The organism is Bacillus aerius, assembly GCF_029894105.1.
Taxonomy (GTDB): Bacteria; Bacillota; Bacilli; order Bacillales; family Bacillaceae; genus Bacillus; species Bacillus altitudinis.
Genome location: NZ_JARYHO010000001.1, coordinates 1,989,280 through 2,002,950 on the forward strand (window position 1 = coordinate 1,989,280; position 13,671 = coordinate 2,002,950).

The window sequence follows — 13,671 nt, forward strand, 5'->3', positions numbered from 1 at the left end:
TAATTGGGTGTTATAATAAAACCAATTAGAACCAAAAGAAAGGAATCGCTCGATGACCACACATCCGTTTGCTAATATATATGGAGAACACCAAGATATAAAACACGCCATTCATTTGGCAAAACAATTCACGAAAAACGATCAGCCTGTGTTGATCACAGGTGAAATTGGAACAGGCAAATCACGCTTTGCACAAGAAATGGCCCATTCATTTGCTGCGCAGGCTTCGATGAAATATATCTATTGCCCCATTGTAGATGAAGTGACTTTGCAGGAAGCATTTACTCATGCGGCAAATCATGTGCTTTATTTAGACGAAGTCAGCGCATTTAGTATTCCTATGCAGCATCAGGTCATTCGTTTTCTCGAAGATTCTCCTGCAACAAAAATCATTGCTTCTTCGTCTTTATCATTAGAGGCGATGAGCGTTTCGTCCAGTTTTTTACCTGAGCTGTTTTATCGGCTCAATGTGCTTCATATCCCTCTCCCGCCTTTAGAAGATCGAAAAACAGATATTCCTATTTTAACCGCTGCTTTCTTTCAAGAACTGAACATGACGCCTGACATCGACTCAAGTGTGTGGGAAGTCTTACAGCAATATTCGTTTGAAGGGAATGTCCAGGAGCTCAAAAATATCGTTCATTATGCAGCTGCGATCCTCGAAGGGCAAACAGTTTTCTTGCATCACTTGCCACCTTTTGTATTATTACCTCAACAAACAGCTGGTAAAGGAAAAAAAGAAGAACACCAGCTCACGCTTATGGAGAAACAAGAATTTGTTTTCTTACTCGAAGCCATTAAGTCTCTAAATGAAAAAGGAGAAGCAGCCAGCAGACGTATCTTGTCTGAGTTAAGCAAACAAGGCGACATCCCGCTGACCCCTCAGCAAGTCAGGAGTCGATTAGATGATCTTGAGAAAAAAGCCTATGTGACGAAAGGGAAAGGCAGAGCTGGAACGAAGATTACACTTGAAGGTCTCTCATTTCTGAAGTCGCTTGATGGTTATATACCGGTTCAATAAAGGAGGACATCCATTGTTTACTGTAAAAGAAGAAATTGCCAACGCAATTACACATGGCATTGGCGTCATTTTATCCATTCCCGCCATTGTTTTTCTCGTTTTATTCGCTGTTCAATACGGCACTGTCACTGACATTATTAGCTTTTCGATATTTGGCGCGTCGATGCTGCTGCTTTATTTAAGCTCTACTTTGCTTCATAGCATTCGGCACAAAAAAACAAAAGATGTATTTGAAATCCTTGACCACTCTGCGATTTATGTATTGATTGCTGGTACATATACGCCATTTTTGCTTGGCCCATTAAAAGGCGCACTTGGCTATACTCTTCTTGCAATCGTATGGGCGCTTGCTGCAGGCGGTATCGTTTTTAAAATCTTTTTCGTCAAACGGTTTATCATTGTATCCACCCTTGTTTATTTATTAATGGGCTGGATGATTATCATCGCAATTAAACCTCTGTACATTCAATTAACAGGAGCTGGATTCAGCCTCTTACTATTAGGCGGTATTTTGTATTCAGTCGGAACGATCTTTTATATTTGGCGGAAAATTCCCTATCATCATGCGATTTGGCACAGCTTTGTTCTCGGCGGAAGTGCATCCATGTTCTTCTGCATTCTATTTTATTGCGTCAACATCCCAGCATGATCAAAAAACCAGCATCCACATTCGGATGCTGGTTTTTTCTATGCGCGCTTTTGTGCGTAATCACTCATCTTGACCGGTGCTTTTATATGGATATCGACATTAACTGGACGAAGTCTTTTGACGATCTTCCCTGTTAAAAGACGGTCTGTGCCGCTTGTTTCAACCGGAACAAGTGAGCAGTTACATTCTTCAGCAAGCGTTTCTGCCATGACACGATACTGTTCAGAAAGCAACAGACTCTGGCCAGATAGAACTCTTTCTCTTGCTTCTTCTAATAACGCCTCATCAGATTGATTCTGCTTGATCACCGCCATCTTCTTCAACCATTGTTTTAAGATGGGATAGCGAAACAGATGCGGTTTTGCCATAAAAGCAAATGGCTTCTCTAAGTGACCAATCAGCAATGTCGTCGTCACTGGATGATGTGCTTCTGTGACATAAATAACAGGACCATCTGGCAGCTTTTTTTGCTGATGAATGGTCATGACCGACCCTGATTGATCAATACACCCTCTGGCAAACCTTTTTGCATGCTCATGGATGAGATGCATTCGTTTCGTATAGGAAATGCGTGGATCCGTTAATTCATGATCATACAAATGCCTTATACTTTTAAAAAAGGATACAACAACATAAATCGTTAAAAACCAATAACGAAACAACCGTACTCCTCCTACTCACTTATCCTTCTTTTCTGTCATAGACGACAAATTCATAATTGTAGGGGTTCTTTTCGTCACGATGGCCTTTTTCACGTGATACAACCGTCCAATTCTCTTCATCGTAATAAGGGAAGAAACGGTCGCCTTCAAATGAATGATGAATGTGCGTGATATATAGACGATCTGCGTATGGCATCATTTCCTCATACAGCTTAGACCCGCCAATGATCAATAATTCTTCCTCGGTCTTCGCAATGGTTAAAATATCATCGATTGAATGAACTACCTCGCATCCTTCAGCTTGAAAAGAAGAACTTGTGGTTAACACGATATTCCGGCGGTTAGGCAGTGCTCGTCCAATTGATTCAAACGTTTTTCTGCCCATGACAATGGTATGGCCACTTGTGACTTTTTTAAAATACGCTAAATCAGCGGGTAAATGCCAAGGCATTTGATTATCTTTGCCAATGACTCTGTCTTTTCCTGTCGCCACTATCATGGAAATCATACACTGACTTCTCCTTTAATATGCGGATGTGGATCATAGTTCTCGAGCACAAAATCATCAAACGTAAAATCAAAAATACTTTTGACATCTCTAGTGATGCGAAGCTGCGGAAGTGTGCGCTCCTCACGCTCTAATTGCATTTTGACCTGCGGAAGATGATTTTGATAAATATGAGCATCTCCTAGCGTATGAATAAACTCTCCTGGCTCAAGGTTTGTCACTTTGGCAATCATCATCGTTAGAAGTGCATACGAAGCAATATTGAAAGGCACACCTAAAAAGATATCTGCCGAACGTTGATAGAGCTGGCACGATAATTTACCGTTTGATACATAAAATTGAAACAAGCAATGACAAGGAGGCAGCGCCATCTGATCAATTTCTCCTGGATTCCACGCACTGACAATCAATCTTCTCGAATTAGGATGATTCTCAATATCATGGATCAGCTTGCTGATCTGATCTACTGTCTCTCCGTCTCCACTCGCCCATGATCTCCACTGCGCACCATACACACGCCCTAGCTCTCCATTTTCATCTGCCCATTCATTCCAAATACGGACACCATTTTCTTGAAGATATTTGACATTTGTATCACCTTTTAAAAACCACAGTAACTCATGAATGATTGATTTCAGGTGTAATTTCTTTGTTGTTAATAAAGGAAACCCTTCCTGTAAATCAAATCTCATTTGGTAACCGAACGTGCTGATAGTGCCTGTTCCTGTTCTGTCACCTTTTTCATCCCCGTGCTGTAATACATGACGGCATAACTCTTTGTATTGTTTCATTTTTTTCATCCTTTATTTATGTTCTTGTTGTAGTTTACCTTATTTCTGCTTTTGTTGAAACCAAAAAAACATGTCTGCAAGATGAGCAGACATGTTTTTCTTTTTATGCTTGATTCACTCGATCCTGCTCTTCGTCCTTAATATCTTGGTGAGAGTGAGCTATGCGACTTGCTGCTGCAGCGGCAAGCGCAGCGACAAGGTCATCAAGGAAGGTGTGTACTTCACCAGGACGACCTTCATCTAATTCTCTAATAATACCAAATTTCTCTTTGTCTAGATAACCGAAGTTGGTCAAACCGATTGATCCATATACATTGACAATGGAAAGCGGAATAATCTCATCAATTCCATATAGCGGTTCATCTGTTTCAACTAAATGCTGCAAAGGTTCTGGCAAAAGCTTTTTTTCTGCCAGCTGATCAAGAGCAAGTCCTGTCAAAACTGCGTGGACAATTTCCCTTTTATTCAGCACTTTTTCAACATTTTCAATGCAGACACTAAGTGGAAGATTTGGGTTGTATTTCTCTTGGAGTTTCAGCACAATGTGTGCAATATCTTCTATTTTCACTCCACGCTCGTTTAACATCTGTTTTGTAATGCGAACCATTTCGTTCATTGTATACTTTTTCAATTGGCATGACATCTCCTTCTAGTGGCTCATCCAGCTCGGCGGGGTGTTTTTATCCCAGTAAATATTACCGAGTTCATGATGCGTCTGGAATCCATCTTCTGCTGTATGGTAGTGAAAGTTAAACCAATATCCGCTGTGAGGCGGCTGATCTCTCCTGACATGAAAACGAAGCAAATCTTCTCCAGTCTTTCTATTATAAATGTGGAAGATTTTTTCCCCATTTCCGCTTGAAGGCTGATCAGTTAAAACAACATCTTGAAATTTTTCGTCATCTTTGAAATTTGTTAAAAAGTCGGTTAACACTTGTTCAATTTTTGGTTGAATCTCTTCTCTATACTCGTCCTCAATGACAGGTGTGATTTTACGACCAAATTTGAGAAAGGATTGGTTTTCTGCACTTGATAGAACCTCTTGCTTATATTGCTCAAAGGGGTCTACCCGCTCTTTGTTGTCTTCTTGCGATAATTCCCAGCTGCGCGTATCATCTGATGTATCATAAACTGCTGTATAAGGTGATTTATCAGATGAAGAAAGTTCAGATGGCTTGTCTGTCATCAAAGCTGATGGAGGAGAGATTAAACCAAAAGTCGCAATCGTAAAGAGTGCAACGAGCGTTTTTCTCATCCACATTTTCATGATATCTAATTCCTTCCATAAGTTATCATACTGCTATTCTAGCATATAATGAATTTTCAGTCATTCAATTCGGTCATTGAGTTGAGACTTTCTTTTTCATGATAAAACGTTTACAATGACAGTAACGACGACTAAAATTTGGGAGGAATGGATATGCTTGAAGGGTTTTTCATCACAGCTTCCTTGCTGACGTTATTTTATTTTGTCTATATGGAGATCACCGATTAAAAGCCCTGAAATAGGGCTTTTTTAATTGTTAAGAGTGATTAAATTTTTGTTGATTTGTCTTCTTCTATTGAGATATATCCGTAATGGAATTGGGCGGTTTTACGTTTCATCACCTGAAATTGATAGGAATCAGTGGTAAATCGTGTGCTTTTCCAATGATCTTTTAAAACCACTCTTTTTCTAGCCACTCTCATTGCTTCTTTCACAGCGGTTTCATGGTCAAAATGATGCTCAGCTGCATGACGAAGCGGCATCATACTAGCAGACTCTTGTATGGTTTCTTCAAACATTGGGTCAAAATAGACGATATCATAGGATCGATCAGGGAGCTTCTTTAACTGCTCAATACTATCCCCGCTGATGACAGATATCCGTTTCATCGCTTCGTCTGCCTCTTTCACACCCGTTTCCCAAGTGCTGAGTCCTTCTCGAACAAGCAATGCCGTCATCGGATTTTTTTCAATACCGGCCACTTTTCCATTGGCTCCTGTAGCGCAGCTTGCGGTAATCGCATCAGATCCTAATCCAAGCGTACAATCTAAAAAGGAATCGCCCGGCTTTAATTGTGCTGCTTCTATCAATGGATCTTTTTCCCCTCGCAGAACCCGCTTCACCCTAAACATCGCTGAGCTTGGATGGAAAAAGAACTTTTCACCATTTGGCTGATACCATTCAAATCGTTCTTTCCCAACAACCAGTACATCCCCCCGCTTGATCGCAAGCTGTTTGACAGATTGTTTGCGCCGCTCGATATACTCACCATGCAAGTCCTTTGCGAGGGCCTTTGCCGTTTCAATTGTTTGTTCATTTGCTCTAAAGCTTGTTGTAATGAGCATGACGTTCCTCCATCATAATCAAGAAAAAATGCCCTGATGGATCACAGGACATTTCAACATTTGTATTAGCAATGTTTTTCAAATGCAGATAAGACGTTCTTCATAATATCTTCCATTTCATGACCTTCAATTTCGTCACGCGGGATAAAGTGAACGAGTTCATTTCCTTTTAAAAGTGCCATAGATGGAGAAGATGGCTCCTCACCTGTGAAGTATTCTCTCATTTTAGCCGTAGCTTCCCGGTCCTGACCAGCAAAGACCGTCACCATTCGATCTGGTGCTTTTTCTGCTTTCATGACAGCTTGAGTAGCAGCAGGGCGTGCTAAACCGGCAGCACATCCGCATACGGAATTGACGACAACAAATGTTGTTCCTTCTGCTTCCTGCATCGTTTTTTCTACTTCTTCTTCAGTCGTCAATTCTTGAAACCCTGCACTTGTCAGTTCTTGGCGCATTGGTACGACGAGCTGACGCATATATTCTTCATATGCCATTGACATAAAAAAGCCCCCTCTATAATCCTTATGTTGTGAATAAAGGATACTATAGAGAGAGCCAATTTTCAAATGTTCAATTTCACATTAAATTTTCATGATTCCGCCTGTATTGGCTGATGTCACAAGTTTTGAGTATCTGGCAAGGTAACCTGTTTTTACTTTTGGCTCAAAGCCTTTCCAGTTTGCTTTTCTTTTTTCCCATTCTTCTTCCGGGACATCTACGCTTAAAATGCGTTTTTCGATATCGACAACGACATGATCACCATTTTCAACAAAGGCAAGCGGGCCACCTTCTGCTGCCTCTGGAGAAACGTGTCCAATAGACAATCCGCGAGAAGCACCGGAGAATCGTCCGTCTGTAATTAAAGCAACCTTTGGACCAAGTCCCATTCCAACAATTTGTGAAGTTGGTGCAAGCATTTCAGGCATGCCTGGACCGCCTTTAGGTCCTTCATAACGAATAATGACAACATGTCCTGCTTCTACTTTTCGATTAATGATTCCTTCAAGTGCTTCCTCTTGGGATTCAAATACGATCGCAGGTCCTTCATGACGTGTGATGCCGTCTTGTACACCGCCTGTTTTAATGATTGCTCCATCTGGCGCAAGGTTTCCAAATAAAACGGCTAAACCGCCCTTTTCAGTAAATGGCTTGTCAATTGGATAAATGACGTTATAATCTTTTACCTCATGACCTGCAATATTCTCGCCTAACGTTTTCGCTGTGACGGTCATGGTATCTAAATGAAGAGCCCCCTCTTTTTTGGACAATTCATTTAGTGCAGCGGTCACTCCGCCAGCTTCATGTAAATCTTCAATATATACATCTGAAGCTGGAGCAAGTTTCGATAAATGCGGTACACGTTCTGCGACTTCATTGATGCGTTCAAGTGAATATTCAACGCCTGCTTCATTTGCAATCGCCAATGTATGAAGAACTGTATTTGTTGAACCACCAAGTGCCATATCTAAAGCAAATGCGTTATCAATCGCTTTTTCGGTGACAATATCACGTGGTTTAATGTCTTTTTTGATCAGCTCCATCAATTGTTTTGCTGACTTCTTCGCAAATTCTCTTCGTTCTGGTGAAGTCGCCAAAATGGTTCCATTTCCAGGAAGAGCAATCCCTAGCGCCTCTGCTAAACAGTTCATTGAGTTTGCTGTAAACATACCAGAGCAAGATCCGCATGTTGGACAGCCAAATTGCTCTAATTCGTTTAATTCCTCTTCATTAATTTTCCCTGATTGGTATGCGCCTACGCCTTCAAAGACAGAAGAAAGAGAAATTTTTCTGCCATCACTTGTTCTCCCAGCTTCCATCGGTCCACCACTGACAAATACAGTTGGGATATTCACACGCATGGCAGCCATCATCATACCTGGCGTGATTTTATCACAGTTCGGAATACAAACCATGCCATCAAACCAGTGTGCAGACACCACCGTCTCTACTGAATCAGCAATGATTTCACGGCTTGGCAATGAATATCTCATCCCAATATGCCCCATCGCAATACCATCATCTACCCCAATTGTATTGAATTCAAATGGAACACCGCCAGCTTCACGAATGGCTTCTTTCACAATTTTTCCGAATTCCTGAAGATGGACATGCCCTGGGACAATATCAATATAGGAATTACATACGGCAATAAACGGTTTGCCAAAATCCTCATCTTTTACCCCAGCTGCTCTTAGTAAGCTTCGGTGAGGTGCTCTGTCAATTCCTTGTTTAATCATATTACTGCGAAGTTCTGCCATCTGTTTAAAAAGCCTCCTATACTACTAGTCTTGTTGACTGTATGATTTTGAGTTCATTTTATTTTACAAATTTTCTGTTTATTTAGCCACCTATAATAGATAGTGACTGATTTCTCTGCTGAAGCAAGTGCTCAGCAAGGATTGTGTCATAAAATCTGACCTCCAATATTCTATATTGGTACTACTATATAGAGTTTTTTCTCATATTTCAACAATATTCAAAATAATTTTTCTAAAAAAATTTTTCTGCCAATAAAAAAGTCATTTTCAGAAAACAAGCTGCCTTTTATTGGCAGCCTGCTCGTCTTTCTTATGATTCTGGTGCATTTTTTCTACTTTCTGTCATTTGCTTCCACACAGAGCCTTTTGCTTCTTCTCCGTGCTCAATTCGTTCAATGGCCATTTTTACTTGAAGACTGACTTCAAATTCAGGGTCCTGCTCCGCTTCTTTTAAAGCTTCAAGTGCTGTTTCGTCACCTTCTTCATAAAGGAACATGGCCGCACGCCAGCGGACAAGCTTACTTGGGTCCTTTAAGGCTTGGATCATCGCTTCAATCGCACTAGGATCACCAAGATCCGAAATACAATCTCCTGCAGTTCTTCTAACTGTCACTGTTTTATCTTCAAGCCCTTTATATAAAATAGGCAAGATAGCTGGATCTTCAATCATGCCAGCATTCACAACAGCTTGTCTGCGAATCGATGTTTTTGGATCCTCCATCGCTTTCATTAAAACAGGTATATCTTTTTTCTCTGGCTGCATTTGCTCTAAATGAGCAAAACGTTTCTTCCAATCTTCATCGCGCAGCATCTCTTCTGTCACATCATATGCTTTTCGGTTCACTTGTTTATCTACAGCCTCTTGACCTTCCTTCACTGCCTCTGTTAAACGGGATAAACGCTCGTCGTCATATGCAGCTTGCAGCTCTTCTGTGACTTCTTGACCGATATCAGCAAATTCTCCAAAACGTACGCCATGTTCTTTCCACACACGTTCAAATACAACATTATCTGAACTGCTTCTTAGCTTTAAAATCGCTGCCTGGAAACGTTCAGGCATTCCAAATCGTTCTTCTCTTTCACCGTCTGTCAGCTTCACCTGCATCGGAATCCCATTAAACATTTGAACAAACACTTTGACTTCTCCAAATGTGTCATCACCTGACTGCGATTCTCCCTGAAGCCCTTCTGTTTCTTGTCCAAAGGCTTCTCTGACTTGCTGTAAAATACCTTGCCAGTCAAATTTCGCATTGCGCTCAACCGCTAAGAAATCGGCTACATGGTAAACACCTTTTACACCTTCAATGGTTAAAATGCGCTTGATCATCTCTGGCGCTTCGTCTTTTTGATCTTTTTTGTAGTTATTGCTTTTACCGCCTGCAAGCGCTTCTGTCAAAATGACTTTCATTGTATTCGGGCTTGGCGTTGGTTCTATGGCAGTTATTTTCATCTATACACATCCTCCTTACACACATAAAGACCCTACTCATCTGTAAGGCCGCATTCTTCTTTCCATGTCTTAATAAATAGACACATAAACTCATGTCGCTCATGAGCCAGCTGCTTTCCAGCACGTGTGTTCATCAAGTCTTTTAATTGAAGCAGCTTTTCTTGCATATGCAAAAGTACTGTGCCTTGGTGAGCACCCTCTGTATAGTGAGGCTCCCCTTTTGCACCTGCATATGTAAACACCCTTGCAATCCCAGTTGCACCTATCGCATCCAGTCGATCTGCATCTTGAACAATGGCCCCTTCTAATGTCACTGGCTTATGCTGCATATGCCGGTGACGAAAAGACATTGTTGTAATGATATCCATGATATAGCGAATATCTCGCGTGTCCACTTCCCACAAAAGGAGCTGCTGCTTGAGATCATGCGGTGAAATCTTCCATTCACTAGACAGCTTGTCATCAATTACATCATGGACAATCGCTGCCATTTCAATGACAAAAAGCGACCCGCCCTCCTGTTGTGCAATATGGACGGCAAGCTGGCGAACACGATTGATATGAGCTTCATCGTGTCCAGTCGGTTCATTCTTTAGCTGTTTTGAAACAAAGGAGGCAGCTGCCTCCAATTGTTCTTGCTGCTTACTCGAATACATACTTATTTCTCCAAAAGAGCGATAATGGAGCTTTCTAATTCTTTTGGTGGTGTTTTAGGAGAGAATCGTTCAGTCACTTCTCCATTTTGGTTAACGATAAATTTAGTAAAATTCCATTTCACCGTTTTTGTACCAAGCACACCTTTCGCATGACTCGTTAGGTATTTGAAAAGCGGATGCGCATTGTCACCATTGACATCTACCTTTGCAAACATCGGGAAGGTCACACCATAGTTTAACGAACAGAATTCTTGAATTGCTTCTTCCCCTTCTGGTTCTTGATTCATAAATTGATTGCACGGAAATCCTAAAATTTCAAGGCCCTTTTCATGATATTGATCGTATAACTCTTGTAATTGTTTAAATTGAGGGGTCAGTCCACATTTGCTCGCTGTGTTCACGATGATCAGTACTTTCCCTTTGTAATCTGCCATTGATTTTTCCTGACCGTTAATGGTCTTGACCTGAATATCATAAATTGACATCTAATAGCCTCCTAGGATTCACTTTTTTCCTATCGTAACATGCTTCTTTTAGAAAATCGCTTTTTATGCTTCCTGCTAAAAGAGTCCAGTCACACTGCCGTCTTCTAATAAATCCATCTCAAGTGCCGCAGGTTTTTTAGGGAGACCTGGCATGGTCAGAATGCTTCCCGTTAGTGCAACGATAAAACCTGCTCCTACAGATGGTTTTAACTCTCGAATCGTAACGGTGAAGCCTTTTGGTCTGCCGATTAAAGTCGGATCATCTGATAGTGAATATTGTGTTTTTGCCATACAAACCGGCAAATGGTCCCAGCCATTTTTCTCAATTGCAGCTAGCTGCTTTCTTGCTTTTGATGTAAGGTTGACGCCGTCTGCACCATAAACCACTTTGGCGACTTTTGACAACTTTTCTTCAATGGAATCTTGCTCCTCATATAAATAAGAAAAGCTGTTTTCATTCTTTTCAATGAGTGTCGTGAGCTCTTCGGCAAGTGCTACGCCGCCAGCTCCTCCTTCTTCCCATACATTGACGGCTTTGACTGGATGTCCATTCGTTTCGCACCAGTTTTCTATTGCTTGAATTTCTTCTTTTGTATCGGTAATAAAACGGTTCACTGCAACGATGTATGGTAGACCGAAGGCTTGCACTGTTTCAATATGCTTCTCTAAATTATGTATACCTTCTAATACAGCCTGTGCATTTGCTTCCTTGAGCTCTGTTTTCTGCATTCCGCCATGCATTTTAAGCGCCCTGACAGTTGCTACAATGACAACAGCGCCTGGTTTAAAATCACCGGCTCTTGTTTTGATGTGAAGAAATTTTTCCGCACCGAGGTCTGCACCAAATCCCGCTTCTGTTACGACGTAATCTGCTAGTTTTGCCGCCATTTTTGTGGCAATTAAACTATTGCATCCATGTGCAATATTGGCAAAAGGACCACCATGAACAAGGGCTGGAGTTCCTTCAATCGTTTGAACAAGGTTTGGTTTCAGCGCATCTTTTAAAAGCAAGGTTAATACGCCTTCATATCCTAGATTTCCAACTGTGACCGGTTCACCTTCTTGATTGTAGGCAACAACAATAGAAGAAAGACGTTTTTTTAGATCGGTTAAGTCGTCTGCTAAACAGAGGATGGCCATCATTTCGGATGCAACCGTAATATCAAACCCATCTTCTCTAGGGTACCCATTTAATTGACCGCCAAGTCCTACGACCACTTGTCTTAGAGCACGATCGTTTAAATCTAACACTCGTTTCCATACAATTCGGCGTGCGTCGATCCCAAGCTCATTTCCGTGATGGATATGATTATCAATAAAAGCAGATAAAGCGTTATGTGCAGATGTAATCGCATGAAAATCCCCTGTGAAATGAAGATTGATTTCTTCCATAGGCAACACCTGTGAATATCCGCCGCCAGCTGCACCACCTTTAATACCCATTGTGGGACCTAGTGAAGGTTCACGCATGGCAATGATCGCTTTTTTCCCAATTTTCTCGAAGGCTTGACCGAGGCCAACTGTTACGGTGGACTTCCCCTCACCTGCTGGCGTTGGGTTGATCGAAGTCACAAGAATCACATTTCCTTCTTTTTGTTCCTTCAAACGGTCAAAAATAGTCAAAGATATTTTCGCTTTTGTGAAACCATAGCATTCTAATTCTTCGTCATGTATTTGTAATTTTGCTGCGATGTCTTGAATCGGTCTCAGCTTTGCCTTTTGGGCAATGTCAATATCTGATAAATGCTTTGTGATCATGATTAATGGCCTCCTTTTTTGACAGAAACAGCTTTCTTTTTTGCTCTATTTTTCATTGTAACATAATTGAAACATTGAAATATCGCCAGAAAGTTCCTATAATGAAGTGAAATTAGCTTTGGTTCAGGGGGTGGCGAGTTGCCTATTAACATACCAGTTCATCTGCCGGCAAAACAAATACTAGAGAGCGAAAACATTTTCGTCATGGATGAGACAAGGGCATTCAAACAAGATATCCGTCCTTTGAATATCGTGATCTTAAATTTAATGCCAAAAAAAATACAAACTGAAACGCAGCTGCTGAGAATGCTCGGAAATTCTCCTTTGCAAGTGTATTTTACATTTTTGATTCCAAGTACACATACACCGAAGAATACATCGAGAGAGCATCTAGATGAATTTTATACGACCTTTGACTCGATTCGCCATAAAAAATTTGATGGCATGATCATTACAGGTGCACCAATTGAGCATTTAGCTTTCGAAGAAGTTTCCTATTGGAAAGAACTGCAGGACATTTTGGACTGGAGTAAAACGAATGTGACGTCTACTCTCCATATATGCTGGGGGGCACAGGCTGGTCTTTATCATCATTATGGCATTGAAAAAATCAAGCTTCCAGAGAAAAAATTCGGTGTTTTTGAGCATCTTGTCAAAGAGAAAAAAGAAAGATTAGTAAGAGGTTTCGATGAAGTATACTATGTCCCACATTCTAGGCATACAGATATTAATACAGAACAATTAAAAAACACGCCGAATCTAAAAGTATTGAGCACGTCTGAGGAAGCTGGTGTTTGTTTAATTGTTTCAGATGATGATAAACAAGTATTTTTAACTGGACATCCTGAATACGATACAGATACATTGAAGCAGGAATATGAAAGAGATTTGTTGAAACATGATACAGTCAAAAAACCCGTCCACTATTTCATCGAAGATGGAGACACATTAGTTCCAGTGAACCGCTGGAAAGCCCATGCTACTTTGCTGTTTATGAATTGGCTTAATTACTATGTTTATCAAGAAACACCATATGTGTGGGAATAAAATAGACTGTAGTCTGATGATAAATGCTTAAAATGTGTTAAAATACAAATGGCTC

At 40.9% G+C, this 13,671-nt stretch carries 15 protein-coding genes; 3 read left to right on the plus strand and 12 right to left on the minus strand.

Going from position 1 to position 13,671, the window contains the following annotated elements; all coding sequences use genetic code 11:
- The first annotated feature begins 52 nt into the window (after nucleotides 1-52).
- Both M2353_RS10145 and trhA read left to right on the plus strand, forming a co-directional pair.
- Nucleotides 53-1,021: a sigma 54-interacting transcriptional regulator gene (locus tag M2353_RS10145; protein WP_039165592.1), complete on the plus strand. Its 969-nt coding sequence runs from the start codon at nucleotides 53-55 to the stop codon at nucleotides 1,019-1,021.
- Between the two features lie 13 nt (nucleotides 1,022-1,034).
- Nucleotides 1,035-1,670: a PAQR family membrane homeostasis protein TrhA gene (gene trhA, locus M2353_RS10150; protein ID WP_008346394.1), complete on the plus strand. Its 636-nt coding sequence runs from the start codon at nucleotides 1,035-1,037 to the stop codon at nucleotides 1,668-1,670.
- A 38-nt stretch (nucleotides 1,671-1,708) separates the two neighbouring features.
- Here trhA and M2353_RS10155 read toward each other — a convergent pair whose 3' ends face one another.
- From M2353_RS10155 to M2353_RS10210, 12 genes are all read right to left on the minus strand, one after another.
- Nucleotides 1,709-2,332: a lysophospholipid acyltransferase family protein gene (locus M2353_RS10155; protein WP_035703293.1), complete on the minus strand. Its 624-nt coding sequence runs from the start codon at nucleotides 2,330-2,332 to the stop codon at nucleotides 1,709-1,711.
- Between the two features lie 19 nt (nucleotides 2,333-2,351).
- Nucleotides 2,352-2,840: a type 3 dihydrofolate reductase gene (gene folA, locus M2353_RS10160; RefSeq protein ID WP_024718553.1), complete on the minus strand. Its 489-nt coding sequence runs from the start codon at nucleotides 2,838-2,840 to the stop codon at nucleotides 2,352-2,354.
- A complete protein-coding gene (locus M2353_RS10165; protein ID WP_017367468.1) occupies nucleotides 2,837-3,631 on the minus strand; it encodes a thymidylate synthase in 795 nt (264 codons plus the stop codon). Before M2353_RS10165 ends, folA begins: the two co-directional genes overlap by 4 nt.
- Nucleotides 3,632-3,734: 103 nt before the next feature.
- Complete coding sequence (locus tag M2353_RS10170) at nucleotides 3,735-4,262, minus strand: phosphatidylglycerophosphatase A family protein (protein WP_008346387.1); 528 nt, start codon at nucleotides 4,260-4,262, stop codon at nucleotides 3,735-3,737.
- A gap of 18 nt (nucleotides 4,263-4,280) precedes the next feature.
- A complete protein-coding gene (locus M2353_RS10175; RefSeq protein ID WP_024718552.1) occupies nucleotides 4,281-4,898 on the minus strand; it encodes a YpjP family protein in 618 nt (205 codons plus the stop codon).
- Between the two features lie 266 nt (nucleotides 4,899-5,164).
- On the minus strand, nucleotides 5,165-5,962 hold the full coding sequence (locus M2353_RS10180) for a class I SAM-dependent methyltransferase (protein ID WP_284725381.1): 798 nt from the start codon (nucleotides 5,960-5,962) through the stop codon (nucleotides 5,165-5,167).
- A gap of 65 nt (nucleotides 5,963-6,027) precedes the next feature.
- The gene (locus M2353_RS10185; protein WP_008346384.1) at nucleotides 6,028-6,462 is read right to left on the minus strand and encodes a BrxA/BrxB family bacilliredoxin; all 435 of its coding nucleotides are present in this window, start codon (nucleotides 6,460-6,462) and stop codon (nucleotides 6,028-6,030) included.
- 81 nt (nucleotides 6,463-6,543) lie between these two features.
- A complete protein-coding gene (gene ilvD / locus M2353_RS10190) occupies nucleotides 6,544-8,220 on the minus strand; it encodes a dihydroxy-acid dehydratase (RefSeq protein ID WP_007500822.1) in 1,677 nt (558 codons plus the stop codon).
- Nucleotides 8,221-8,530: 310 nt separating this feature from the next.
- Entirely contained in the window at nucleotides 8,531-9,670 is a 1,140-nt protein-coding gene (locus M2353_RS10195; RefSeq protein ID WP_284725382.1) for a conserved virulence factor C family protein, read from the minus strand.
- 32 nt (nucleotides 9,671-9,702) lie between these two features.
- Nucleotides 9,703-10,326 (minus strand): HD domain-containing protein, encoded by a 624-nt coding sequence (locus M2353_RS10200; protein ID WP_284725383.1) that lies wholly within the window; start codon nucleotides 10,324-10,326, stop codon nucleotides 9,703-9,705.
- 2 nt (nucleotides 10,327-10,328) lie between these two features.
- On the minus strand, nucleotides 10,329-10,811 hold the full coding sequence (locus M2353_RS10205) for a glutathione peroxidase (protein WP_284725384.1): 483 nt from the start codon (nucleotides 10,809-10,811) through the stop codon (nucleotides 10,329-10,331).
- A gap of 75 nt (nucleotides 10,812-10,886) precedes the next feature.
- On the minus strand, nucleotides 10,887-12,569 hold the full coding sequence (locus M2353_RS10210) for a formate--tetrahydrofolate ligase (protein ID WP_284725385.1): 1,683 nt from the start codon (nucleotides 12,567-12,569) through the stop codon (nucleotides 10,887-10,889).
- Between the two features lie 138 nt (nucleotides 12,570-12,707).
- On the opposite strand from M2353_RS10210, the gene metA reads away from it, so the two are divergent.
- On the plus strand, nucleotides 12,708-13,616 hold the full coding sequence (gene metA, locus M2353_RS10215; RefSeq protein ID WP_008346374.1) for a homoserine O-acetyltransferase MetA: 909 nt from the start codon (nucleotides 12,708-12,710) through the stop codon (nucleotides 13,614-13,616).
- Nucleotides 13,617-13,671 lie beyond the last annotated feature (55 nt).

Excerpts from the sequence above, each read along its gene's own strand:
- M2353_RS10145 (WP_039165592.1), top strand. The coding sequence starts at position 53 with ATGACCACACATCCGTTTGCTAATATATATGGAGAACACCAAGATATA.
- folA (WP_024718553.1), bottom strand. The coding sequence starts at position 2,840 with ATGATTTCCATGATAGTGGCGACAGGAAAAGACAGAGTCATTGGCAAA.
- M2353_RS10165 (WP_017367468.1), bottom strand. The coding sequence starts at position 3,631 with ATGAAACAATACAAAGAGTTATGCCGTCATGTATTACAGCACGGGGAT.
- M2353_RS10175 (WP_024718552.1), bottom strand. The coding sequence starts at position 4,898 with ATGAAAATGTGGATGAGAAAAACGCTCGTTGCACTCTTTACGATTGCG.
- M2353_RS10180 (WP_284725381.1), bottom strand. The coding sequence starts at position 5,962 with ATGCTCATTACAACAAGCTTTAGAGCAAATGAACAAACAATTGAAACG.
- M2353_RS10185 (WP_008346384.1), bottom strand. The coding sequence starts at position 6,462 with ATGTCAATGGCATATGAAGAATATATGCGTCAGCTCGTCGTACCAATG.
- ilvD (WP_007500822.1), bottom strand. The coding sequence starts at position 8,220 with ATGGCAGAACTTCGCAGTAATATGATTAAACAAGGAATTGACAGAGCA.
- M2353_RS10195 (WP_284725382.1), bottom strand. The coding sequence starts at position 9,670 with ATGAAAATAACTGCCATAGAACCAACGCCAAGCCCGAATACAATGAAA.
- M2353_RS10200 (WP_284725383.1), bottom strand. The coding sequence starts at position 10,326 with ATGTATTCGAGTAAGCAGCAAGAACAATTGGAGGCAGCTGCCTCCTTT.
- M2353_RS10205 (WP_284725384.1), bottom strand. The coding sequence starts at position 10,811 with ATGTCAATTTATGATATTCAGGTCAAGACCATTAACGGTCAGGAAAAA.
- M2353_RS10210 (WP_284725385.1), bottom strand. The coding sequence starts at position 12,569 with ATGATCACAAAGCATTTATCAGATATTGACATTGCCCAAAAGGCAAAG.